Genomic DNA, 23695 nt, shown 5'->3' on the forward strand with positions numbered 1-23695 from the left:
CATGCTAACACAAAATAGATACCCTATCATAGTTTCATCTTTGTAATCTTGCTCTTACATTCGTAAATACGTACATACGTACTTTATTCAGGTTATACTAATGCCAGAGGTGATGTTCTGTGCATAATGAAGAGTTCACAGTAACAAATGAGTATTGGCAAGCAATTATTCATAATGACTCCATATATGATGACAAATTCTTTTACGCTGTAAAATCAACCGGTATTTTTTGCCGACCATCATGTAAATCGAGAATACCGAATAAAAACAATGTACGTATTTTTCTTAAGGCAGAGCAAGCATTACATGAAAATTTTCGTCCGTGTAAACGTTGTAAACCAAACGGGCTAACTTTACCTAATGAAGAATGGGTAGAGCAAATTAAAGAATATATCCAAAAACATTATTGTGACGTGCTAACCCTCGACTTACTCGCAGAAATATGCCATGGTAGCCCTTATCATCTACAACGCACTTTCAAGAAAATTGTAGGGATTAGTCCAATAGAATATATACAGCAATTCAGAATTAAAAAAGCGGCAGAATATCTTTCACATACAAATCAATCCGTTAAGGAAATTAGTACTGCTGTCGGGATAGAAAACTCGGAGTATTTCGCAACTTTATTTAAAAAGAAAACCGGATTTACTCCTACTGAATATCGAAAAAAGAACGAAATGAAAGAGGGATACAATAATGAATTCCTATAAAAATAAATCTATATATTGGGCGCTAATTACACATAAAAATTGGTGCTTGCATATTGCTGCAACTGAAAATGGACTATGTTTCATTGGATCTCAAGACGAAAACTTTGAAGAACTAAATTTGTGGGCTAGAAAAAAACTGCCACAGCATATATTGACTCACAATCCAGATTACCTGCTAACATATACGAAAGAAGTTATCGAGTATTTAGAAAACAAGCGAGAAACTTTTACATTCCCTATTGATGCTTACGGAACTGAATTTCAATTATCTGTTTGGAATACGGTACGTGAAATTCCTTATGGAAAAACATATTCTTATTCAGAAATTGCAGAAAGAATTCAAAAACCTACAGCTGTACGTGCCGTTGGGACTGCCGTTGGGGCAAATCCTCTGCTTATCACTATTCCTTGTCACCGCGTTATTGGGAAAAATGGTAAACTTACCGGTTTTAGAGGTGGTTTAGAAATGAAAAAAGAATTGCTCAAATTAGAAGCGCTTCGGGAGGAGTAAATATGACAGAGGATTGTAATGAAATATTGTCTTTAGTCGTTCCAAAAGAATTTAGTTTTCAAGAAAACTTACGCTATCTATCGCGTTCTAAAAATGAATGTATGTTTCATATTGAAAACAATAAAATCTATAAAGTCATTCCTGTTCAAAACATAAATCCATTAGTTGAAATTGGTTTGAATGCCAATAGTAATATTCAAATACGTTTTTTAGGAGCATCATATGTCTCTGAAAAATGGGCACACGATGCCGTATCTAACTATGTAAAAGAGTGGTTTGATTTAACTACTGATTTAGCTCCCTTCTATAAATTAGCTAAACACGACCCACTCCTTCAAAAACCCATTAAAGAATTTTACGGTCTTCGTACTTTGGGAATTCCGGATTTATTTGAAGCACTATGCTGGGGGATTCTAGGTCAACAAATCAACCTCACATATGCCTATACTCTAAAAAGAAGATTAGTCGAAAATTTTGGCGATTATGTAGATTGGAACGGTAGAAAACATTGGATATTCCCATCACCTGAAGTAATAGCAAATTTAGATGCAGAAGATCTCGCAACATTAAAAATGACTACAAGAAAGTGCGAATACTTAATTGACGTCGCGCAGCACATTACAGAAGGTAAATTATCAAAAGAATCTCTATTACAAATACAAGATGTGAAGCAAGCTGAAAAACAATTAACTAGCATTCGCGGTATAGGGCCATGGACAGCTCACTATGTTTTGATGCGTTGTTTACGATTCCCTTCAGCTTTTCCAATTGATGATGTTGGTTTGCATAATGCAATTAAATTTATAACAGGTTCCGAAAAGAAACCGACTAAAAATGAAATAAAAGAATTTGCATCAAATTGGACAAATTGGGAGTCTTACGCGACTTTTTATTTGTGGCGGGTGCTATATTAAAATTTCCTAATAAAAAATAGATAGGGAAACCTATCTATTTTTTCACATGTAAAAACTTCACACATACTGGCTCTGGAACATTTACGTCCGTCTGTACAAGCGTTAGCTCCCCTGTCATTTCATCCCTAGCAAATAAAGTCAAAGTATTAGATCTTTCATTCGCTGCAATTAAAAATTTTCCATCCGGATCTAAAGAAAAATCACGTGGCCAATCCCCTTCTGTCGATACTGTTTCAATAAAAGCGAGCTCTCCATTGTGCTCATTCACTCGGAAAACCGCGATACTATTATGTCCCCTATTTGCTGCGTAAACAAACTTGCCATCAGAAGAAATGTGAATTGCACTTCCGTAACTATCTTTTCTAAAATCTTCAGGTAATGTAGAAATGTATTGTTTTTCTTTAAAACTGCCACTCTTTGCATCATATTGAAGTACAATAATCTCTGAACTTAATTCTGTCATAACATATGCATACTGCGCACTTGGATGAAATATAAGATGCCTTGGACCACTACCATGTTTTACAGATAACCGTGTAACTTCTATTAGTTCTCCATCACTTTCTTTATATGTAATCACCTTGTCTATTCCTAAATCAACTGCTACTACATATTTTTCATCAGGAGTAAAATCTATATAATGAGCATGTGCCTTTTCTTGCCTTTCCTTATTTGGTCCTGACCCTTTATGTTCTACAATTACCGTAGCAGCATTTAAACTTCCATTATCCTTTTTCACTAAATAGGACTCTACTGTTCCTTTATGATAATTAGCTACTACTATACTATTCTCCCGATTCACACTTACATAGCACGGCGATGCCCCTTCTAAAACTTGCATGCTAATCGAATTTAGATTACCGAATTTATTATGAATAGAAAAACTAGCAATTCCACCTAACCCATTATCTTTCGCAACAGAATAAAGGTACTCGTTGTTATGACTAATCGTTACATATGTCGGACTTCCTATATGAGCTGCTAATTCAATCCCTTTAAGTTCTCCGATGTTCGTATCAAGTATAAATTTATAAATCCCCTTACTCTCTGCTTTGGTATATGTCCCTATATAACCATGAAACTGATTTTCACTCATAACATTTCCCCCTTTTACAAACGTCTTGTAACAAGTTTCACTTTGTATTTTTACTATAGAAAAGAACCAAGTAGCACTTCATTACTACTTGGTTCTCTTTTTAAGCTTGTTCTTCAAATCGTCTTGCGATTTCTACAATTACTTGAACAGCTTTTTCCATAGTATCTACCGAAACATACTCAAATTTACCGTGATAGTTTTCACCACCAGTGAAAATATTTGGCGTTGGTAATCCCATATATGATAATTGCGATCCATCTGTTCCACCGCGAATTGGATGAATATTCGGTTCAATATTTAAACTTTTCATTGCCTCATACGCAATATCAACAATTTCTCTCACCGGTTCAATTTTTTCAAGCATATTATAATACTGATCATTCATCTCTAAAACGATTGCATCTTCGCCGTACTTCTCTTGCATGTTTTTCACAATATCTTTAATATTATTTTTACGCGCTTCAAAATGATTACGATCAAAATCTCGAATAATATAGTAAGCTTTACTTTGCTCGACATCACCATTTAAAGAGAGTAAATGATAAAACCCTTCATATCCCTCTGTATATTCTGGCGCCTCTTCTACTGGTAACTGTCTATCGAATTCCATAGCGAGTTTACTTGCGTTACGCATTTTGTTTTTCGCTGTTCCAGGATGTGTATTTGTCCCTCTAAAAGTTAATTTGGCACTTGCAGCGTTAAAACTCTCATATTCTAAACCACCTAATGGACCTCCGTCCATTGTATAAGCAAACGATGCACCAAACGCTTCTACATCAAAATGCGATGGTCCACGGCCAATTTCTTCATCCGGTGTAAATGCTACTCTTATTTTTCCATGCTTAATTTGCGGATTATGTATTAAATAATTCATTGCGACCATGATTTCTGTAAGACCAGCTTTATCATCTGCTCCAAGAAGTGTTGTACCATCAGTTGTAATAATTGTATGTCCTTTATATGATGGTAATTCCGGGAACTGTTCAGGTGTTAACACAACATTTAATTCTTCATTTAACGTAATCGCATTACCATCAAAATTTTCATGAATTTGTGGTTTTACGTTTTCCCCTGTAAAATCTGTTGCTGTGTCTAAATGAGCTAAAAAGCCGATTACAGGAACATCCTTATCTGTATTAGCAGGCAGTGTTGCCATTACGTAACCATTTTCATCCATCGTCACTTCTGATAACCCAATCTCTTTCAACTCTTCCACTAATAACTTACCAAACTCAATTTGCCCTGGTGTTGTAGGCACTGTATGACTTTCTTCATTTGATTGTGTATCAATCTTTACATATCTCGTAAATCTTTCAATAAGTTCTTGTTTCAAATTCGTTCACTCCTTTTATAGTTCTCTCTCTATTATAATCCTTATAACGAAATATTTTAACTTTTTTGACTGTGAAAATATATATCCATTTACATTTTTAATAAATCATAAAAAGACATAACATTTGTACATTTAAATTCAAACATGTAATATACATCATTATATATTGGGAGGTTTTAAAGATGAGGCTAACTCTCTTTCGCTATTTTCTTTTTTTCCTAGGATTAATTTTTTTTGGACTTGGAAATGCTCTCGCAGTCAAAGTTAAATTCCTCGGTTTACACCCTTGGGAAGTTTTAAATATGGCTCTCTACCAACGATTTGGGTGGACAATTGGCACTTGGAGTGTCATATGTGGATTATGTCTCGTTCTTATCTCTTTACTAGTAGATCGAAAATATATAAACGTGGGCACATTTTTAAATGCACTACTTATCGGTCCTATTATGGACTTTTTCTTACAATCAAAAATCCTTCCAAACGCTAGTGATTATTTATGGATAAACTTACTCATTTTATTTTCTGGTATTGCAATTACAGGCATTGGGGGCGGCATGTACGTTGCGGCTGGCATTGGTGCTGGACCCCGCGATGGATTCATGCTTACCATTTCTGACAAAACTGGGTTATCTATTAGCCGTGCTCGAATTATTGTAGAATGCTTTGTACTAGTCATTGGATACATGCTAGGAGGTCCTGTTTTTATCGTAACTTTTCTATACACTTTTATTCAAAGTCCAATATTCCAGCATTCATTTAAGGTATTTCAAAAACTCTTACATACTTTAAATAACAAAAACAAAGAACGTATTAGTGAAAATATTTAAAACTCAACTTAATGCAAAAGAGTGTGTTTTAAAAGTAATTTTTAAAACACACTCCATATACCCCATTTCATTCTTCTCTCCATAATCTCTCTACATTCATTAATTGCTCTTCTTTAAATTCTAGCTTATATATATCCGGTTTGGATGTATTCATTAAAAATTCAAGTCCATATTGATTATCAAAATAGTTCATCATTAGTGTCATTACAAGCCCATGTGTACCAATTACAATTTTATGTCCTTGAAAATTCATTAATATTTCTTTTAACACTCTCACTACTCTTCGCTGACAATCCGCATATGACTCTCCATCCGTCAGTGCATATTCTGGATTAAAAAACATCTCCTTTACAAGTGGGTACACTTCCTTATCCGATATAATTTTATTTTCATTTGAAAACTTACACTCTTTAAGACCTTCATATACTAACATTTCTTTTTCATGGAGATTCGCTGACTCTTCTATCGTTAACATAGCCCTCTTATACGGACTTGAAATGAAAGTATTAATTCCCTCTGTTTCTAATATCTCAGTTATTCTTTGAGCATCTAAAATTCCCTTCTCAGTTAATCCACGTGTTCTTTCATTTCCTTCTAATTTTGGCGATTCACCATGCCTAACCATATAGATATATGTATTCATAATTCCTCCCTTTTCTATATCCCTCTTTAAAGATATGACTATCAACCCATAAGAATATACGTTCTTATTCCATATCTTTCCAGAACAAATTATCAAATGTTAATTTTCAGATAAATTCACAAAAAAGCTTCCCCTTGATTTTATCCCCTTCAAGGAAGCTTATATATATTTTCTTTTACACTATCAAAACTCGAAACGCCTTTCTCCTCTAGTTTCGCCACACCTCATTCTTCTATTTTCATCAATACAATTCTCCAACCATCCGGATCTTCTATCGTTATCCCCTTTTCTTTCCAATACGGATTTTCTGGTTCTACTTCACCATACCCCATTGTATGCAGCCTTTTACTCACTTTTTTCATTTCACTATCTTCTCGCATGTAAAATACAAGTAAGTTATCTTTTGTTGGAGCTGGACATGGGCTCCCATCTATATATCTTGTAAATTCTAAATGATATTCTTCATCTGGTAGTCCAAACATGACGCCATCGTAACCTTCATGACCGTAAAATTCACCTATACGCTTTAAACCTAATCCTTTTTCATAGAATGCTATAACCTCTTCAAACTTATCTGTTGGACGTGCTATTCGAAACTTCACCCAATTTTTCATGCTTTTCCTCCCATACCAAAAACGTAATGAATGACTATATTTTATTGTATATTCTTAAAACATTTTTGAAATCCCTCATTAGTATGAAAATAGATACATACAAAGGTGTTACTTACTAGCCTATAACAATCAAAAACTCACCTAGAAAGAAAATCCCATCATTTTATATGCAAATTTGCATCTCCACTTGCAAAGCACTAAAAAACCTTTAAAATATACTGGATGACTAAATATACAATTCCCATCTAAAATCTTGATACACTAAAAATCATTAAATGTAGTGTTTTTTCATTTTCAAGAATTATTGCACTCTTGTTTTTTTCCTTATAAGCATGCTTTTTATAAGGAAATCTGATACAATCCTTAAGTAATATTATTACGTATAGATATTACGAATATAGTACATGCTTAAAGAAGGTGATTTTTTTGAAATTAAATAAAAATTTACAGCTATGTATATTAATCACAACATTAATATGCTATTCAATCTATTTTATGTTTTTCTTTCTGTTCCCTACTAATTTTTCAAATTTCAATGTACGCTTCGCTTCACTCATCGTTGAAGTCATTACATTTATATCGCTAATTTACTCTATATACTCTAAAAAAGTTAGTTCAAATCCTTTTTGGATATGTATTACAATTGCAATTGGTAGTTTTTTATTAGGAAGAGTAGTATATACGTATCAAGATACCTTTTTCGAACTTCCAATACATCATTTTACTATTTCTGATGTATTTTACATGTTTTTTCTATTCTTCTGCCTTATCGCTTTTTGCTATAAGATCTTAAAAGAATGCAATAAATGGGAAAAAGCTTTCTTTATTTGTGATATATGTATAGTACTTACTTCCATATTCACATTAGAATGGTATTTATTTAATCAGCCAAATTTAAATATATTCTCACTTTCACTCGCAGATATTTTCCTTTCATTTCTATATCCAATTGCAGATCTATTATTTCTTCTACTAGGTGTTAGTCTCTTTTTCCGCCCAACAATTTTTAAGTCCAAGCGGAAAATTTATATCTTTATTTTTGTATTAATTAGTTCTGCAACTTTTAACTATATTTATTTTTACTTAAATACCCATTTATCAACTGACACTATAACATTTTTACGTCTTTTATATAGAATACCTATATTGCTTATCGCAATAGCTGGGTCTATTTCAGAAGATGATAATAGCCATAAAAATTATTTCATTGTAAACCCTATACTAGGAAAGAAAGTTTTAGTCGTATTTCCCTATCTTGCTGTTGCAATACTAATCGGGTTTACATTAAAAGAACAAACATCGTCTTCAACTCTCATTACAGGAAATTGTATCGCTTTTGTTTTCGTACTTATTCGCCATTCTATTGTGCGTATGCAAAACGACACCCTAACAAAACGTTTACAAGTATTTAATGCTCAACTAGAAGAAAAAGTTACTTTAAGAACTTCTGATTTAGTCCATAAATCAGAGGCCCTATCTCAGAAACAACAAAAATTCAAATCATTATATGAATATCATCCTGATCCCATTTTTACGATTGATTTAAATGGAATATTCTTAAATGTAAATAAAGCAGGAAGTATACTACTTGGAGCACCAACGAACGAGTTACTTGGTGAGACATGTTTTTCTATTATTTTAGATGCAGATAAACATAAACTGATATCTGCATTAGAAAAAGTTAAACAACAAGAATCAGCATCCTTACAACTTAGTTCTCAATATAAAGATGGCTTTACTTATTTTTTATACGTTACCATCGTTCCTATTATGATAGATGGACAAATTTCAGGAAGCTATATTATGGTAAAGGATATTACCGCACTAAAAAAACAACAAGAAGAAATAAAATATTTAGCATTCCACGATACTGTAACGAAAATTGGGAATCGATCCTTTTTCCATAGGAAGCTAAGAAAATTTATAAAAAATGCTCAAACAACACAAAGTGAGTTTGCATTATTATATTTAGATTTAGATCGCTTTAAAGTAATTAACGATACACTTGGACATTCGTCAGGTGATTACATATTAGAAGAAGTAGCAAAGCGATTCCAATCATGTCTTCCATCACATACTCATCTGTCAAGAATCGGTGGTGATGAGTTTACAATCTTAATTGAAAACTATACTGACGAATATTCCTTATTCGAGTTATGTAACCAATTATTTGAAAGCATGGAAAAGCCGTTTGTCATACATGAGCATAAATTAACTTTATCACTGAGTATCGGTATCTCCATTTATCCACATTCCGGAATCGATACCGCTACACTTCTGAAAAACGCTAATGTTGCAATGTATGATGCAAAGGCAAAAGAGCTTAACTCTGTCTCTATTTATGACGATGTAATCGCTAAAAAAATCGAAAGACGATTACGATTAGAAAAAGATTTACCAAACGCAATACAAAATGAAGAATTGTTCCTTTTGTATCAACCTCAAGTTGATAGTGAATCTAATAAAATTATCGGTGCAGAAGCTTTAATCAGGTGGAATCATCCTGAATTAGGTGTTATTTCTCCATACGAGTTTATTCCGATTGCAGAAGAAACACTACAAATTATTCCAATAGGAAAATGGACATTACAGCAGGCTTGTGAGCAAATGAAACGTTGGCATGCACTCGGATATTCGCATTTAAAAATAGGGGTAAATTTATCTGCTAAAGAATTTGAACAAGAAGGATTTGTAAAATCTATTTCTTCTACTTTAGCAACTACAGGCTTACCAGCAAGTTCCCTTGATCTAGAATTAACAGAACGAATTGCAATGATGGATGAGAGAGAAACATTGATAAAACTGCGTACACTAAAAAGTTTAGGGATTCACATTTCAATCGACGACTTTGGTACAGGCTATTCTTCCCTAGCCTACTTACCTTTATATCCAATCGATACGTTAAAAATCCCAAGAGAATTTATTACAATGTCTGAAACGTGTGAAGATGGAATGGAAATCATTAAAACAATCATCACATTAGCAAATACATTAGGAATGTCCGTCATTGCTGAAGGCGTAGAAACGAAAGAACACGTAAATTTCCTTCAAAAAAATAAATGTCAGTTTATTCAAGGTTACTATTACAGTAAACCTATTTATGCCAATGCATTTACTAAGCTGTTAGAAAACGGTATTCGTCCATAGTAAATCAAAATGCATATAACTCTATACTGAATGTAATCGTTATAGGTAATAATGAATTTGAACAACTATAGTAAAAAGGAAAGAAAATAATTTCTTTCCTTTTTTTATTATTTAACTACTTCATTTATTAAATCTATTAATTGATGAATTCCCTCCTCATTTGTTTTCTTAAATCCATTCATGTTTTGAATATATCTCTCCTTATTTACATACAACTTATTTACCACATCTGTAAATGTACTGGTGCTTATTCTATCTTGAAGTAATACTTCCGCATACCCTTGCCTAGAAAAATAGTCAGCATTTAAAACTTGATCCCCTCTACTGGAACCATTAGTTAACGGAATAAGCAACATCGGTTTCTTCAAAAATAACAATTCAGAAATAGCAGTAGAACCCGCTCTGGAAACTACAACACTTGCCATATTCAGTATATGTGGCAACTCTTCTCCTATATATTCAAATTGCATATAACCTTCCATTCCGATAGAAGGATCCACCTTCCCTTTACCACACATATGAACAATATTAAAACTTAATAATAATGTATCTAAACTTTTCCTTACCATATCATTTATCCACTTAGCACCTTGACTCCCACCCATTATTAACAATACTGGCTTATCTTGCTGAAATTCACAATACCTTCTTCCTCGTAATACGTTACCTCTCTCAATTTCTTCCCTTACAATTGGTCCTACATAAACCTTTTTCTCATTACTTACATTCTTCCCTGTATGAGGAAATGTTGTGCATAGTTTTGTAGCAAAAGGTAATGCTATTTTATTTGCAAGTCCTAACGTGCTATCTGGTTCACGTATTACGATAGGTACACTATTTAACCATGCCCCTACAACTACAGGAACTGAAACAAATCCTCCTGCAGAAAAGATAACGTCAGGCTTTATTTTCTTAATTAATTTATAACTTTGTAAGCAGCCTTTTATAATTTTAAAAGGATCTTTAAAGTTCTCCCAATCCCAATATCTCCGGAGCTTCCCCGTTGAAATACTATTGTACTTAACATTTTGAACTAATAATTTTTCAATTCCATTTTGAGATCCAATATACTCAACTCCCCATCCTTTTTCTATAAATTTAGGAATCAATACCATATTAATCATTACGTGTCCGGCTGTACCGCCCCCAGTAAAGAGAATCGTTTTATTCATAGCTTATATCCCACCTTTATCATTAAAAGTCTAGCTTTATAGTAATCTTTCAAATGTACATTAACTTACTATGATTTATATAAATCTTTAACTCCAGACCTATGTCTTGCAAAAGATCTTTGATAAGTTCATAAAAATCATTTCCATACTCACTACATTCATACTGAGTAAAGACTTGGATTACAGGCCTAGTTCCTGTATATATTGTTTTGGGGTTTCGATTAACCTTTTCCACATATGCTCGACATGTATTTATCGCCTCATAGATGCGCAAAACGTGTTCTTCTTCATCTTTCCAATCCAGCGTATCAACAATCGAAAGCGATAGCATATTTTGATTATTTATAGTCTCATAACAATTCATATATTTCTTACATCCTTTTATATTTTTCATTAAATGCAGATGTCACTACACTTCGCATACTCAAGTACATCTTTTAATGATTGCTGAAATGGGATTTCTGGAACCCAACCTAACTTTTTTATATCCTCTAATACTAAACTTTCATTTGAGCCGCTCTCACTATTCTCTGTTTCTTTTATAGTAAAATTCAACTGTGTTAATCCTTTATATTGTTCCAATACATCTAATAAAGAGCGTTTTACTCCTGATCCAATATTATATTGTTTTCCATTTATACCATCACGTAATAACACATGATACGCTTTAACTGCATCACGTACATCTATAAAGTCTCTACTATCTTTCAAACTGTTTACTTCAATAATCGCTTTACTTCTACCTGATTCTATATCTATCATTTTTTTTGCGAGAATTGAACAAACACCATTCGATACTCCTGGACCAATTAAATTTGAGGGCTTTGCAATGATAATATTTGAATCCATTAATCCGCCCCAAGCCTCCGCAATAATGACTTGCATAGTTTTACTTAAACTATATGGATTTGAAACTTTTATGTTTTTCATACTATCTGCTTGCAATGCAGATCCTATAACTAATGTTTTACAATGCGAGGCTTCCTGCTTAATGGCTTCTAATAAATATAAAGTCCCTATTACGTTAATCTCTATATATTCCAGAGAAGCTGTCCAAGACTCATTAACTGAGTTTCTTCCTGCTAAATGCAATACATAGTCTGGTTTTATTTGTTTAATTACCTTCATTACTTCACTCTTATTTGTTAAATCACAAGTAATACCATTTTCGATTTTTTCTCTATGTGAACGATTTTGAAACATAGGAATTACATGAAAGCCCTGCTCTAAAAAATATTGGCAAGCATGACGTCCTGTGAAGCCATTTGCACCAGTTATTAAAAGGCTCGCATTTCTTTTCATCGTAAAAACCCTCCTTTTTCTAACATTTGTTTCACCTCATGTTTTGTAAGTAAGTCTTGTTGAGAACTAAAACTCTTCACATCCACAAGCGGATAACTAGCATAATATTCTTGAAGTCCTTCTATAGGAATAGTCGGTAGTACCACAAAATAATTTTGATCAAAACTAATACTTGTTTTACTCTCTACCTCAGATAAAAGCATTTCACTTAATTTTTCACCAGGTCTTATCCCTACCTCTTTTATCTTCACGTTTTCTTTTTTTGAATCTTCAATCAATATTCTTGCTAAATCCGTTATTTTACATGCTGGCATTTTCATAACAAAGATTTCTCCTCCTCTTCCTTCAGATGCTGCTTTAAATAACAATCCAACAGCATCTTCAATGGTTAAGAAAAATCTAGTCATATTTGCATCGGTAATCCCTACTTTTGAAGATTGCTTAATTTGCTTTTTAAAAAGCGGTACCACACTTCCACTCGTTCCTAAAACATTTCCGCCACGAACACAAATGAATTTTGTTTTCTTCGTTTGCACATTCGCATGAACCATTAATTTTTCACCAATTGCTTTTGTCATCCCATACGTATTTGATGGATCGGCCGCTTTATCAGTTGAAACATATATAACTTTCTCAACTTGATTCTGGATAGATGCTTCAATTACATTTTGCGTACCATGTATATTTGTTTTTATAGCTTCATAAGGATAATATTCACATACTGGAACATGCTTTAAAGCTGCAAGATGAAATACATAATGTACACCTTGGCAAGCATATACTAGTTGCTCTTTATCACGAATATCTCCAATAATAAATTTCAATCTCTCTTCATTTATAAACTGTTGCTGCATTTCAAACTGAACCGTTTCATTCCTTGAAAAAACTCTAATTTCTTTCGGTGATTTTTCTAATAGTTGTTTTATAAGTTCATATCCCCACGAACCTGTACCACCAGTAATTAAAATTATTTTATTAAGCATTCCTTTTCCTCCTACCATATATTTCAATTCAAATTGTATTTATTAAGGTTATTGAATTATTTTCAATTGATTCAAATCATAATCGTCGTTTGTTACATTTAATTGACAAAATAAAAAAACAGAAACTATTTTTTAATAGTTTCTGTTTTTCATTTCACTTCTTAGCAATTAGATTTTCTTTATACTGTTTGAATGATAACTATATTACTGGTTTAAAAAACACCGCTCATTTATTTCTTATGCTCGTAATAAAATAAAGTGAAACTTTAATTAGTGGGGATTTTGTCCATCCCCGACTGATTATTAGTTGAATCAGTCGGGCTTTTACGAGCAGCCCCACCCTCACCTAACTTCTTTGCTTTAGCCGACTTTTGAGATGGGAGTCTTACTGCTCGTTAATAGCGAGATAAATGGAATGATTCATAACCAATACCACATTTAAACTCATAGAAAAGGGAGGTAATGGAATGTACCAAAGCAATTCAAACAATACATCTAAAGAATTCTCAAAAGCACTCCCTCTCTCCCTATTCGACGTGAAAAACGAGTTACAACAAAAAAGCGATCTCATCTCTTCTGTTACCATATATAAATTAACGAAAGAAGAGCAACTTATCATCGATAAAATTAAAGCTCAGACAAAAGAACTAAATAAAAATAACGTCACAAGAACACGTGCATACTACCAATTTTACATTCAATATCCAGAAATACATTGGGCACTACTTGGGCATATCGTATCACGTAACGGTGGCTGGAATATGACAGATTTAAAGGGAGATTTATATACGAGGCTTTTATCCGAGAAAGATCAAATTACATTTTTCTCTTTTTTAGAAAGAGGAAATTGGCTCATTTTCCAAGATGTATATCCTCAATTTTTACTATATGAGCAAAGTGTAAAAAAATCAAAAAAGCTATTTCACCTTCTCACTCACTTAAATGTTTCTACATTTATGGAAACAATGTGGAACGATTTTTGGAAAACAGGTAACAAAAAAACATTAGCGATCGCAACTATTATTAATGAACAAAACTACTTAGAAAAAAGAGTTATTCAAAATGCACACTTTAAAAAGACTGTATTAAATAGTATTGGATTTAAACTCTTTGATTTTTTTCAGTTTAATCATATCCTTTTCCCATTTTACGAAAATGATAAAAAGCAAAAAGTATTACTATTTGGTGATACAATGAAACATTTCACTTCTTTGCATGAACGAATTTCACTTGGAAAACGGTTGTATTCATTGTTATTTCGGGATACACATATTTTATCTCAAATAATAAACTGGGTCCATCACCATCCACATACAGGCTCAAGAAAAGATTACTGGCCTCATTTATTTTCTAGTGTAAATGAATCTTTTTCACGTGAGTTTTATAAACGCCGAATAAAGAAATGCCAGTTACGTAGTGACGCGTATCGTATATACAGCCCTGCACTCATCTATGCATGGCGGGATATGAAACATGAAGAAGTTGAAAATGAAGATTGGTTTAACGATTGGCAAGTTGTAAATTATTTAGTTGATAAGGAGGAAAATATAAATGGAAAAATTACAGAAGACTACTGCAAAACACTCGAAAAAATTGAACTCGCAATTCTCGCAAAGAAAAATGTCCTCCTTCGAGAAGAAGAATGATTTTTTAGCATTATTAGTTACAGTCTTACTTTCTTCTATTATTGGAACTTGCTTAGATGCTTTCTTTGTGCATACACAAATATATTCCTTTCCAGTTAGACCTTTCTCATCTATATTTTCAGTTAACATAGGCTTTACGTTGTTTGTGCTACCAATTTTAACAATCATTTTCATACAAATTTCAAAAACATTATCTGCAGTTTCTAGAACTATATTTATTATTTTAATAGGGCTTTGTGCTAGTATTTTTGAACAAGTTGCTGAGCGGTTAGGTTTATTTGTACATAACGGGAATTGGCATCATGCTTATTCTTTATTTGGATATATCATTTTCTTTTCTCTTATTTGGAAATTATATACTTGGATGCAAAAATAAAGAGACCGTTATAATAACGGTCTCTCCTTAAGCATAATCTTCAGTCACTGCTACTGAACGACTTTGAAGGCTTTTTGATCGCAAACGATATGCAACTACTTTCTTCTTATATTGCTTTACTACATCAACGTGTTCCTCGTAGCTATATATAGAAAATCTAATCTCTCTTTTTCCTTTCTTCGTCTCCATGACTATCGGTGTACCATTCCCTTGCGGCGGAAAATAATGTTTATCTAAAAATAAAGCCTCGTTAAATTCATGAATAACTTGAAGTTTCATTTCTCCTTCTATACTTTCCCCATCTACCGTTACAGTAGTATTTTCCTCATCAAGTTTTTGGTGTAACTCAAATCTACTAATAATTGATTCTACAACAGAAGTTGGCATACTAGAAACTAGTACTTTAAGAGCACCAAAAATAAATAATGTAACTATAAACCATGTTGTCATTTTAATCATCTCCATTACGCTCTAAAATGAGTAGTGTTATGCTCCTTATTACGATTCATTAATTTTCAAAATAAAAATTTCACTCCATAAGGTACTAATATACTAATAAGTATCCCTGTTACAATCATCGTTACCGAACCGATAGTTGCCTCTTTCTCTCCTTCTTTCACTAGACGGCTCACACCAATAATATGTGATGCACAGCCCATCCCCACTCCTTTTCCAATCGTACTTGTTATTCGGAAAAACTTAAGTACTGTCGGTCCGATAATAGCACCTGTTATTCCTGCAACAACTACAAAACTAGAAGTCATAGATGGAATGCCACCAATTTGATCCGCTAATGAAATGGCAATAGGCATTGTCGCTAATTGTGGTAAAGTTGTTAATATAAGTTCCTTATCTAGATTTAAAATTCCACCAATCACTACATTCATACTCGTTAAAGCCACTATACCTATCACTACGCCGATTAGTATCGCTAAAAAGTTTTTCATAAGTATCTCTCGCTCTTTAAATAGAGGTATGGCTAACGCTACAATTGCAGGACTCAAAAAACCTGAAAGAATGTCTCCCCCATTTTCCTTATACTCATGATGAGAAATACCAAATATCAAAAATAAGCAAATCATAATTGCTGTAACTGTTAATACCGGTAACGTAAATGGAAACGTAAATTTTTTATATAACTTTGTCGCCAATAAATAAATTACTACAGTAATAATAATTAAGACCATTTGAATCGTGCACCTTGTCGATTTTATTTTTTTGATGTTACTAATAATTGACTTACATACCCTGAAACAATCAATGTTACTACCGTACTTGCAACTACTAAAAGGAATATAACACTCCCCTTACTTAAAAGAAAAGATCCATATTCCATTAATCCTGTTGTCGAAGGAATTAGAAATAACGGTAAAAATACTATTAACTTTTCTGCCCCTACCTCAAACCACTTTAATGGAAAAATACGAGTAGAAAGGAGTAGAAACAATATTAACATCCCTATTAAACTTCCTGGCATCGACAGATGGAATACTCCTTGAATCCACGTACCAGCTAAGCTAAACACATATAGCACGCCTACTTGAAGTAAAAGCGTCACGTACTTCATTTCTTTCCCTCATTTCCATATTACGCTTCACTATTATGAAATCTCATTTAATGTTTCCGCAAACCTTGTAACTCCAAGCTGAATTTGTTCTACATTCGCTCTGCCAAAAGTAAATCGGACATATTCACTTTTCGAACCTAGGACGCTTCCTGGGACAAATGCTACACCATTTTGTATAGATTCACCTAGTAAATGATATTCATCAAACGTTCCTTGCACTTTGCACCATAAATGTATTCCGCCCTCAGGAACAAAAAATTCAATCTGATCCCCTAATATTTCTTCAAGCTTTCTAATTAACTCATCTCTTCTTTGTTTCAGTTGTCCACGAAGCAACGTAATATGCGTATGAAAATCCTCAGATTCTAAAAATTGGTTCGCTACCCACTGTGTAAATACACTATGACCGAAATCAACTTGCTGCTTCGCATCTGCCAATCTCTCAATTACGCGCGTGGGGCCAATTACCCAACCAATACGTAATCCTGATGCAACAATTTTTGATAATGAGCTCACATAAAGAACATTCCCATTTTGATCCATCGATTTCAATGTTGGATTCACTTCTCCATTAAAAGAAGTCAAACTATACGGATCATCTTCTACAATCGGTATACCAAATTCAGAAGATAGTTCTAAAACCTTTTTACGTCTTGCCAATGAAAGTACCGTTCCAGTTGGATTTTGATAATCCGGATTTAAAAACACCATACGAATGCGATGCTTTTTGTGCAAATCGATTAAGTCATCTGGATTCATACCATGCTGATCAACTGGTAAACGGAATATTTTTAAACCTGCTGATTTAAACATCGGAAGTGAATAACAATAGGAGGGATCCTCAATTGCAATCGCATCTCCAGGCTTTAACAAACATTGAACGATAAGATTAAGTGCTTGCTGAGCTCCAGATGTAATAAGAATAGAGCTTGAATCTGCTTCTATTTGTTTATATTGCTCGACATGTGCCGCAATGGTTTTTCGCAACATTTCATTTCCAAGCGGATGGTCATAACCGAGATTTCCCATAAATGTTTTCTCCGACAAAATTGTTCGAAATCTATCACTCGGAATTAAATCTGATGACAATTCACCACTCGCTAAATTGATTAAATCATCTTTTTGTGTTTCCGTTCGAATTTGTTGAACAAGTGGTACATTAGGTAAGAACGATCCATCCTCAACGTACCTACCCCAGTTCGGTATTCGTTTATGTGACACACCCCATATATCTGTATTCACCCGAGTGCCGCTTCCTTTTTTCCGTTCTACTACCCCAAGTGATTTCAATTCCTCATAAGCAGCTACGACCGTACTCCGGTTCACTTGTAAATTCTGTGCTAACATACGCTCGGAAGGTAATTTTCTATCAGAAGGGAATTCACCCGTAGAAATGCCTCTTTCAATGTAATCAGCAATTTGTTTATAAACTGGTATCTTATCTTCACGATTCGGTTGCCATTTCATTTAGTTCCCTCCTCTCCAAGCTGGTGCCCTGAACTCATTAATAACAGTATTCACTGCAAAAATGGTATTAATCAAGCGCATGATTTAAAAATGCCTCTACCGTCACATTAAAGCTAGTAGGCTGTTCTAAATAAGGCAAGTGCCCACTATTTTTCAACTCAACGAAGGTCACGTTTCTCAGGTGTTTTTCAAATTCTCTCACATACTTTTCCGGAACAAAATAATCATTCTCTCCTCGTATTATTAATGCAGGACATGCAATGTTAGAGAGGTATGGTCTTTGATCGTAATCAACTAATTCAGCGAATAGCCTTTGAATATGCGTCGGATGAATCATTTGTAGGGATTGATGAAATCCTCGGACAATTGCATCATTATCTTCTACTCCCATTGCTCTCAATAACGTATCAGCCCAAGTTTTCCCTTTATCCTGCAAGCTAAGTAAATCATATACTTCAAGTCGTTCTTTACGATCTGCCGGTTCTAAATAGGGAAATGCATTTACAACAATTAAGCTAGAAATAAAACGTGGATATTGAATAGCAAAATCGATACCCACTCTAGCTCCTTTTGAAAGACCACAAATTGTTACTGATTTTAGCTTTAAATGATTATATAACTCATATAAAACATTTGAATATTCTTTAAAACTAATTTCCATCCCTTCGGATTTCCCATGCCCAGGTAAATCGAGTGAGATTACGGTCCATGTCTTCTTGAAGTATTTTCTTTGATATAACCAATTATTCGAATTTCCTCCAAGACCGTGTAAAAACAATATGACAGGACCCGATCCTTCTATATTGTAAAAAATCTTTCGATTCTTATATTCAAAATACATATTCATCACCTTCAGATGTAGCATCACATATTTTTATCTTTGAATGAATATATCCAAAACGGTTCTCTTTCTAACCACTCAACTGTGCCTGAAATACCGTCTTCATACTCCCTTTCCAGCTCATCCACTTTAGTTGTAAATTGTGATGCATGTGCTCGTAATGCTTCCAATTTTTTCGAAACATATTTTTTCACTTCATTTTTAAAATCTGGAGGTCCTATTTCGTCTTCATGATTTTTCGAAAAAGCTACAGCATAAAAGGCTGGTCGTTTACTTTCCGAAATATTAGCTAAGACCTCTACTACTGCTTCCCCTGTTGCATCGTGATCCGGATGAACTGCATACCCAGGATAGAAAGAAATAACTACAGAAGGATTCAATTCTTCAATACAGTTTTGAATCAAGCTTCTTAATTTTCCAGGCTCTTCAAATTCAAGAGTTTTATCACGATATCCCATCATACGTAAATCTTCAATCCCTAAAATATTTGTAGCTCGCTTTAACTCTTTCTCTCTAATTGTATATAAAGATTCACGAGTTGCAAAAGGTGGATTCCCCATCGCTCTCCCCATTTCACCAAGTGTTAAGCAAACATAGGTAAGAGGGACTTTCTGCTCCGTATAAGCCAAAATTGTGCCAGCCACACAATACGACTCATCATCTGGATGCGGGAAAACAACTAAAACATGGCGCTCATTTTTCATCAATGCATTAACTCCTTCATCATATACACACTCTATAAAATAACGACCGCATACCAAGTAACTCCCACAAGAAGCCCTAAAAGAAGAATGATATAGATAGCAGATAAGTTTTTTACATTCCTCTTTGTAGACTTACCGTAATTCTCTTCTACATTTCGTGCGACTAGTACGGTCCCAAATAGTGATACAACTACAATAATAACAACTAGTGAAATCGCAAAACTCATTGTCTTCCACCTCTCTAAGGCCAGTCTATTTTAAAGCATGAATAAAATACTACCTTTCTTCTCTTATCATAATAGAAGTTTGTAAAAAACGGACCAACCACTTTTGTGTTTTTTTGCTCATCCACTTTAAAAATAAAAAGCAACTGCTCACTTAGGACCAGTTGCTTTTTTACAAGGCTACTTATATTCATTTTCAATTAAAATTAATTCGATTTAAAAGTTTGGTCTTTTCATAATGAAACATTGATTGAGATAGCTCAAAAATTGTTCCATTTACAAGATAAACTGTATTTTCAATAAGAAGCGCTGGATCACCTTCATTTAGTTCTAAAAGCTTTGCATTTTCTTTATTTATTTTTTCACAACTAATAACTTTATCGGCAAAGCCAATATTTAATCGTAAATCCTCAATGAAATAACTGTATACAGAACTTAATGCTATTTCTTCATTCAAATAAGGAATGATATCTTTTTTGAAATAACTTACTTCAATAGAGAATGGTTTCCCATCTACAATTCTTACGCGCTTCAAGAAATATAACCTAGTTCCAATCTCGCATTGCATCCGTTCTACTATCTCTTCATTTGCCTCTATTACTTCAATCTCTAGCACTTTCGTTTCAATATTTTGTGAAACGAGATTTTTCGTTAATCCACGTAAACTTCCTAAATTAATGTAATCTGTTACAGAAGTTTCACGTAAAAACATACCACTACCTTGCACTTGAAAAATATAACCTCTATTCACAAGCTGACTAATTACTTTACGTATCGTATTACGGCTTACTTCAAATCGATTCATCAACGCTTCTTCTGTAGGTAATTTTTTCGTTTCATTAAAAAGCCCATCTCGAATGTTTTGCTCTAACACATCTGCAATTTGTTTATACTTTGCACTCATACACTTTCTCCTAAAATACTCTTTTATCTGTTATAACTCTTCTCCTCTCGTTTCGATCACATGTTTATACCAATGAAACGAAAGTTTCTTCTTACGTTTTAAGTTATCATTATGATCGACAAAAATAAAGCCATATTGCTTTTTATATCCATTTAACCAACTTAATAAATCAATAACTGACCATGCATAATAACCTTTTAAATTAATTCCCTCTTGAATTGCACGCTTCATTACTTTTAAATGCTCTTCAATAAATTTAATTCGCGGAACATCTACAATTTCTCCGTCAATGATTGGATCTTCATCACCAAGTCCATTTTCCGTTACATACATCTTTATGTCACCGTAACGCGCTTTCAACATATGCAACCCATCTAAGAAACCTTCGGGAGATATTTCCCACCCCCATTTGGTATATGTTTTATCATCCATTTTTACTGTTCGATAAAAACCATCGAAAGAAGGATTACCTGGAGCAAGTGTTGAGTTTTCTCGAGAATGCTCCTCGCTCTTTATATCCATATCATATCTTTCTACTCGTATTGGCTGATAATAATTCAAGCCAATAAAATCATTTTTTTCAGCATTTTGTTTAATGATTTCTAATTCTTCAACCGTCCAATTAGGAGTCCACCCATTTTCCTTTAATTGTTGTACAACATAAGACGGATACTCACCTTTTAAAACTGAATCGTAGTACCAGTACGTTTCATATTCATTCGCATGATTTGCTGCTAGTATATTTTCTTTTTGATCATCCACACTATAAGCAGGTAAGAAAACATGTGTAATCCCAATCTCCCCATACTGTTTCAGCTGCTTGTACACCGCAACTGTTTTCGCATGCGCATAAAATACATAATGAGTCGCTTGAAAATACTTTGGAACATCATTTTGTATTCCTGGTGGATGTGCACCTTTTAAATAGCCTAATCCACAAAACATTACTGTTTCATTAAAAGTAATCCAATGTTTCACTCTATCACCAAATGCCTTAAAGCAAATTTCTGCATACTTTACAAAAGCCTCTGCTGTTCGTTTATTCGTCCACCCACCATCTTTTTCTAACGGTAATGGTAGATCCCAATGATATAAAGTGGCAAACGGTACAATCCCGTACTTTAAACATTCATCAATTAAATTGTTATAAAATTCAATTCCTTTTTCATTTACCTCTCCATCTCCAGTCGGCAATATTCTCGCCCAAGAAATCGAAAAACGATACGATTCCAATCCCATCTCAGCCATTAAACGAACATCTTCCTTATATCGATGATAATGATCAACCGCTATATCACCATTTGTTCCATCGTATGTTTTGCCAGGAATTTTTGAAAACTCATCCCAATTCGTAACACCTTTTCCATCCTCATTCCATGCACCTTCTACTTGATAAGAAGCTGAAGCAGCCCCGAATAAAAAATCATGTGGAAACTTCATAATATATACCTCCGTTTCATTACAATAAATCAAATTCATTACTACATATAAAATTTATAGGTACAAATTTTATATGTAGTAATTATAGCTTAAGTTTCGATTTTTTTCTATCATGAACGTACGATATGTAAAGCTATATTTGATGTTAATTTTTAGAAAACAAAAAAGAAGCGATGTATTTCATCGCTTCTTACTATGACAATCTTTACTCTTTTACAAGTGACTTATTCGCTCTTATAACTTCTTCATAAAGTATTGGGGACCATTTTTCATTTATATAATCTTGAATTACCCAGCCCACTCTCGTAGGATTCTTTTGCTTCATATAGTTTGCAATTTCAGGATTTATGTAGGACGCATAATAATATGGACTATTCCATGCTGTACCACCAGAAGACAAGCTTGTAAAATTAATATATAGATGATTACAATCTTCACTGTTGTTAATCGTTTCATTTATCGTATCTTTAATAGATTTTACTTTCTCATCATAACTCACTTTATATTTATCTTGTACTGTTACATTTACATTTTGATTTACAGTTGTCGTAAACGTCTCATTATCTGGCCAATAAAAATTATTATATCCTCCAGATTCATTACTACCACTGTATCTTTTTAGTAGCACAATTTTCCCTCGAGCATCTCCAAGTCTTATATTCCCTTCTGTTTTTAAAAAGATAGGATCAGGAAAATATTTTTTTCAAACGTACTACTAAATGAATCTTCTGCCCCTTTCATATCCTCATACTCTTTTTTTAAAGACATAATAATCGTTTCACTTGGATTATCTTTTAAAAATTGTTTCGCTTCATTTATAAATTCATGCAATGTTACATAAAGATATAATGGCCCATGATGAAGAACTATCGTATTATCATCTGTTAAACGCCCTCTAATATCAAAAATTCTAGCTCCGTGATCCATTTGGTAACGAAAATTATATTCTTGCGTCATTCCCCATACTTGCTTTATCGGATTTTGCAACTTGAACGTTCCACTATCATGTGTTCCTGGAATTGAAATTCGTGCTAACGGTACGTTATCGGGTATAGGTTGCATCCATTTTGACCAGTTTTCAAGCCCATTACCAGCGCTAGCAGCAACTGCTTGCTTATCATTGAAAGCAAATACAAATGTGCTAAGTATAGTACTACATATGAATAATTTCAAAATAAACTTCTTATTGCTCATTTTTATCCCTCTCTTTTTCTGTTTTATATCAAACTTATTGAATATAGTATAAGCTACTTAATAAATAATGTTTCATAAAT

At 33.4% G+C, this 23695-nt stretch carries 24 protein-coding genes and 1 pseudogene; 7 read left to right on the plus strand and 18 right to left on the minus strand.

The features are described 5' to 3' along the window. Positions 1 to 119 precede the first annotated feature (119 nt). From DN408_RS26165 to DN408_RS26175, 3 genes are read left to right on the plus strand one after another with little or no spacing between them, the layout of a single operon-like run. Positions 120 to 710: a bifunctional transcriptional activator/DNA repair enzyme AdaA gene (locus DN408_RS26165; RefSeq protein WP_033731160.1), complete on the plus strand. Its 591-nt coding sequence runs from the start codon at positions 120 to 122 to the stop codon at positions 708 to 710. Next, a complete protein-coding gene (locus DN408_RS26170; protein WP_016120666.1) occupies positions 697 to 1221 on the plus strand; it encodes a methylated-DNA--[protein]-cysteine S-methyltransferase in 525 nt (174 codons plus the stop codon). The genes DN408_RS26165 and DN408_RS26170 overlap by 14 nt, the downstream gene beginning before the upstream one ends. A gap of 2 nt (positions 1222 to 1223) precedes the next feature. Further along, positions 1224 to 2135, plus strand: a complete 912-nt coding sequence (locus tag DN408_RS26175) for a DNA-3-methyladenine glycosylase 2 (protein ID WP_016120667.1) — start codon at positions 1224 to 1226, stop codon at positions 2133 to 2135. A gap of 34 nt (positions 2136 to 2169) precedes the next feature. On the opposite strand, the gene DN408_RS26180 is transcribed toward DN408_RS26175, so the two are convergent. Together DN408_RS26180 and pepT are read right to left on the minus strand one after the other, a co-directional pair. After that, positions 2170 to 3231, minus strand: a complete 1062-nt coding sequence (locus DN408_RS26180; RefSeq protein WP_147740442.1) for a lactonase family protein — start codon at positions 3229 to 3231, stop codon at positions 2170 to 2172. A gap of 100 nt (positions 3232 to 3331) precedes the next feature. Then, positions 3332 to 4564: a peptidase T gene (gene pepT / locus DN408_RS26185; RefSeq protein WP_002128664.1), complete on the minus strand. Its 1233-nt coding sequence runs from the start codon at positions 4562 to 4564 to the stop codon at positions 3332 to 3334. A 182-nt stretch (positions 4565 to 4746) separates the two neighbouring features. Between pepT and DN408_RS26190 the strand changes: the two genes are divergently transcribed. After that, on the plus strand, positions 4747 to 5391 hold the full coding sequence (locus tag DN408_RS26190) for a YczE/YyaS/YitT family protein (RefSeq protein WP_002128666.1): 645 nt from the start codon (positions 4747 to 4749) through the stop codon (positions 5389 to 5391). A gap of 67 nt (positions 5392 to 5458) precedes the next feature. On the opposite strand, the gene DN408_RS26195 is transcribed toward DN408_RS26190, so the two are convergent. Continuing rightward, entirely contained in the window at positions 5459 to 6034 is a 576-nt protein-coding gene (locus DN408_RS26195) for a histidine phosphatase family protein (protein WP_002128669.1), read from the minus strand. A gap of 224 nt (positions 6035 to 6258) precedes the next feature. After that, entirely contained in the window at positions 6259 to 6648 is a 390-nt protein-coding gene (locus tag DN408_RS26200; protein WP_002014647.1) for a VOC family protein, read from the minus strand. A gap of 426 nt (positions 6649 to 7074) precedes the next feature. Between DN408_RS26200 and DN408_RS26205 the strand changes: the two genes are divergently transcribed. Then, positions 7075 to 9795 (plus strand): putative bifunctional diguanylate cyclase/phosphodiesterase, encoded by a 2721-nt coding sequence (locus DN408_RS26205; RefSeq protein WP_078179193.1) that lies wholly within the window; start codon positions 7075 to 7077, stop codon positions 9793 to 9795. A gap of 107 nt (positions 9796 to 9902) precedes the next feature. On the opposite strand, the gene DN408_RS26210 is transcribed toward DN408_RS26205, so the two are convergent. The 4 genes from DN408_RS26210 to DN408_RS26225 are packed head-to-tail and all read right to left on the minus strand — an operon-like array spanning position 9903 to position 13252. Continuing rightward, positions 9903 to 10967 carry an undecaprenyldiphospho-muramoylpentapeptide beta-N-acetylglucosaminyltransferase gene (locus DN408_RS26210; RefSeq protein WP_002128671.1) on the minus strand — a complete coding sequence of 355 codons (1065 nt, stop codon included), beginning with the start codon at positions 10965 to 10967 and terminating at the stop codon, positions 9903 to 9905. A 49-nt stretch (positions 10968 to 11016) separates the two neighbouring features. Further along, the gene (locus tag DN408_RS26215; protein ID WP_170935245.1) at positions 11017 to 11361 is read right to left on the minus strand and encodes a DUF6572 domain-containing protein; all 345 of its coding nucleotides are present in this window, start codon (positions 11359 to 11361) and stop codon (positions 11017 to 11019) included. After that, the gene (locus tag DN408_RS26220) at positions 11361 to 12269 is read right to left on the minus strand and encodes an SDR family oxidoreductase (RefSeq protein WP_147740443.1); all 909 of its coding nucleotides are present in this window, start codon (positions 12267 to 12269) and stop codon (positions 11361 to 11363) included. The genes DN408_RS26215 and DN408_RS26220 overlap by 1 nt, the downstream gene beginning before the upstream one ends. Then, positions 12266 to 13252, minus strand: coding sequence for a UDP-N-acetylglucosamine 4,6-dehydratase family protein (locus tag DN408_RS26225; RefSeq protein ID WP_078178915.1), 987 nt, complete (start codon positions 13250 to 13252; stop codon positions 12266 to 12268). Before DN408_RS26225 ends, DN408_RS26220 begins: the two co-directional genes overlap by 4 nt. Before the next feature lie 467 nt (positions 13253 to 13719). On the opposite strand from DN408_RS26225, the gene DN408_RS26230 reads away from it, so the two are divergent. Continuing rightward, positions 13720 to 14898 carry a DUF2515 domain-containing protein gene (locus DN408_RS26230; RefSeq protein ID WP_002128677.1) on the plus strand — a complete coding sequence of 393 codons (1179 nt, stop codon included), beginning with the start codon at positions 13720 to 13722 and terminating at the stop codon, positions 14896 to 14898. Then, positions 14873 to 15274, plus strand: coding sequence for a CBO0543 family protein (locus DN408_RS26235; protein WP_002128679.1), 402 nt, complete (start codon positions 14873 to 14875; stop codon positions 15272 to 15274). Before DN408_RS26230 ends, DN408_RS26235 begins: the two co-directional genes overlap by 26 nt. A gap of 27 nt (positions 15275 to 15301) precedes the next feature. On the opposite strand, the gene DN408_RS26240 is transcribed toward DN408_RS26235, so the two are convergent. The 10 genes and pseudogenes from DN408_RS26240 to DN408_RS26290 form a co-directional block, all read right to left on the minus strand. Then, positions 15302 to 15724 carry a YfmQ family protein gene (locus DN408_RS26240; RefSeq protein ID WP_002088014.1) on the minus strand — a complete coding sequence of 141 codons (423 nt, stop codon included), beginning with the start codon at positions 15722 to 15724 and terminating at the stop codon, positions 15302 to 15304. A gap of 65 nt (positions 15725 to 15789) precedes the next feature. Then, entirely contained in the window at positions 15790 to 16461 is a 672-nt protein-coding gene (locus DN408_RS26245; RefSeq protein ID WP_002128681.1) for an LrgB family protein, read from the minus strand. A gap of 23 nt (positions 16462 to 16484) precedes the next feature. Then, positions 16485 to 16841: a CidA/LrgA family holin-like protein gene (locus tag DN408_RS26250; protein WP_002014630.1), complete on the minus strand. Its 357-nt coding sequence runs from the start codon at positions 16839 to 16841 to the stop codon at positions 16485 to 16487. Positions 16842 to 16874: 33 nt separating this feature from the next. After that, the gene (pdxR, locus tag DN408_RS26255; RefSeq protein ID WP_002128684.1) at positions 16875 to 18308 is read right to left on the minus strand and encodes a MocR-like pyridoxine biosynthesis transcription factor PdxR; all 1434 of its coding nucleotides are present in this window, start codon (positions 18306 to 18308) and stop codon (positions 16875 to 16877) included. Positions 18309 to 18375: 67 nt separating this feature from the next. Then, positions 18376 to 19173, minus strand: a complete 798-nt coding sequence (locus tag DN408_RS26260; protein ID WP_016120673.1) for an alpha/beta fold hydrolase — start codon at positions 19171 to 19173, stop codon at positions 18376 to 18378. Then, positions 19173 to 19853 carry a bacillithiol biosynthesis deacetylase BshB2 gene (gene bshB2, locus DN408_RS26265; RefSeq protein ID WP_002167764.1) on the minus strand — a complete coding sequence of 227 codons (681 nt, stop codon included), beginning with the start codon at positions 19851 to 19853 and terminating at the stop codon, positions 19173 to 19175. Before bshB2 ends, DN408_RS26260 begins: the two co-directional genes overlap by 1 nt. A 32-nt stretch (positions 19854 to 19885) precedes the next feature. Next, positions 19886 to 20080, minus strand: a complete 195-nt coding sequence (locus DN408_RS26270) for a hypothetical protein (RefSeq protein WP_002014626.1) — start codon at positions 20078 to 20080, stop codon at positions 19886 to 19888. Positions 20081 to 20273: 193 nt separating this feature from the next. Continuing rightward, positions 20274 to 20981 carry a GntR family transcriptional regulator gene (locus DN408_RS26280; protein ID WP_002088023.1) on the minus strand — a complete coding sequence of 236 codons (708 nt, stop codon included), beginning with the start codon at positions 20979 to 20981 and terminating at the stop codon, positions 20274 to 20276. A gap of 30 nt (positions 20982 to 21011) precedes the next feature. Then, a complete protein-coding gene (locus DN408_RS26285; RefSeq protein ID WP_002167763.1) occupies positions 21012 to 22421 on the minus strand; it encodes a glycoside hydrolase family 1 protein in 1410 nt (469 codons plus the stop codon). 205 nt (positions 22422 to 22626) lie between these two features. After that, positions 22627 to 23615 (minus strand): annotated as a pseudogene (locus DN408_RS26290) (phosphatidylinositol-specific phospholipase C). Positions 23616 to 23695: the final 80 nt, after the last annotated feature.

The sequence above is a fragment of the Bacillus sp. AR13-1 genome (genome assembly GCF_008042285.1).
Lineage (GTDB): Bacteria > Bacillota > Bacilli > Bacillales > Bacillaceae_G > Bacillus_A > Bacillus_A mycoides.

What these genes read in the sequence shown, in the direction of transcription:
- DN408_RS26270 (WP_002014626.1), bottom strand. Translation starts at nt 20,080, where the DNA reads ATGAGTTTTGCGATTTCACTAGTTGTTATTATTGTAGTTGTATCACTA.
- DN408_RS26195 (WP_002128669.1), bottom strand. Translation starts at nt 6,034, where the DNA reads ATGAATACATATATCTATATGGTTAGGCATGGTGAATCGCCAAAATTA.
- DN408_RS26235 (WP_002128679.1), top strand. Translation starts at nt 14,873, where the DNA reads ATGTCCTCCTTCGAGAAGAAGAATGATTTTTTAGCATTATTAGTTACA.
- DN408_RS26260 (WP_016120673.1), bottom strand. Translation starts at nt 19,173, where the DNA reads ATGCTACATCTGAAGGTGATGAATATGTATTTTGAATATAAGAATCGA.
- DN408_RS26250 (WP_002014630.1), bottom strand. Translation starts at nt 16,841, where the DNA reads ATGAAGTACGTGACGCTTTTACTTCAAGTAGGCGTGCTATATGTGTTT.
- DN408_RS26180 (WP_147740442.1), bottom strand. Translation starts at nt 3,231, where the DNA reads ATGAGTGAAAATCAGTTTCATGGTTATATAGGGACATATACCAAAGCA.
- DN408_RS26175 (WP_016120667.1), top strand. Translation starts at nt 1,224, where the DNA reads ATGACAGAGGATTGTAATGAAATATTGTCTTTAGTCGTTCCAAAAGAA.
- DN408_RS26240 (WP_002088014.1), bottom strand. Translation starts at nt 15,724, where the DNA reads ATGACAACATGGTTTATAGTTACATTATTTATTTTTGGTGCTCTTAAA.
- DN408_RS26200 (WP_002014647.1), bottom strand. Translation starts at nt 6,648, where the DNA reads ATGAAAAATTGGGTGAAGTTTCGAATAGCACGTCCAACAGATAAGTTT.
- DN408_RS26225 (WP_078178915.1), bottom strand. Translation starts at nt 13,252, where the DNA reads ATGCTTAATAAAATAATTTTAATTACTGGTGGTACAGGTTCGTGGGGA.
- DN408_RS26220 (WP_147740443.1), bottom strand. Translation starts at nt 12,269, where the DNA reads ATGAAAAGAAATGCGAGCCTTTTAATAACTGGTGCAAATGGCTTCACA.
- bshB2 (WP_002167764.1), bottom strand. Translation starts at nt 19,853, where the DNA reads ATGAAAAATGAGCGCCATGTTTTAGTTGTTTTCCCGCATCCAGATGAT.
- DN408_RS26190 (WP_002128666.1), top strand. Translation starts at nt 4,747, where the DNA reads ATGAGGCTAACTCTCTTTCGCTATTTTCTTTTTTTCCTAGGATTAATT.
- pdxR (WP_002128684.1), bottom strand. Translation starts at nt 18,308, where the DNA reads ATGAAATGGCAACCGAATCGTGAAGATAAGATACCAGTTTATAAACAA.
- DN408_RS26245 (WP_002128681.1), bottom strand. Translation starts at nt 16,461, where the DNA reads ATGGTCTTAATTATTATTACTGTAGTAATTTATTTATTGGCGACAAAG.
- DN408_RS26210 (WP_002128671.1), bottom strand. Translation starts at nt 10,967, where the DNA reads ATGAATAAAACGATTCTCTTTACTGGGGGCGGTACAGCCGGACACGTA.
- DN408_RS26280 (WP_002088023.1), bottom strand. Translation starts at nt 20,981, where the DNA reads ATGAGTGCAAAGTATAAACAAATTGCAGATGTGTTAGAGCAAAACATT.
- DN408_RS26170 (WP_016120666.1), top strand. Translation starts at nt 697, where the DNA reads ATGAATTCCTATAAAAATAAATCTATATATTGGGCGCTAATTACACAT.
- DN408_RS26230 (WP_002128677.1), top strand. Translation starts at nt 13,720, where the DNA reads ATGTACCAAAGCAATTCAAACAATACATCTAAAGAATTCTCAAAAGCA.
- DN408_RS26285 (WP_002167763.1), bottom strand. Translation starts at nt 22,421, where the DNA reads ATGAAGTTTCCACATGATTTTTTATTCGGGGCTGCTTCAGCTTCTTAT.
- DN408_RS26215 (WP_170935245.1), bottom strand. Translation starts at nt 11,361, where the DNA reads ATGAAAAATATAAAAGGATGTAAGAAATATATGAATTGTTATGAGACT.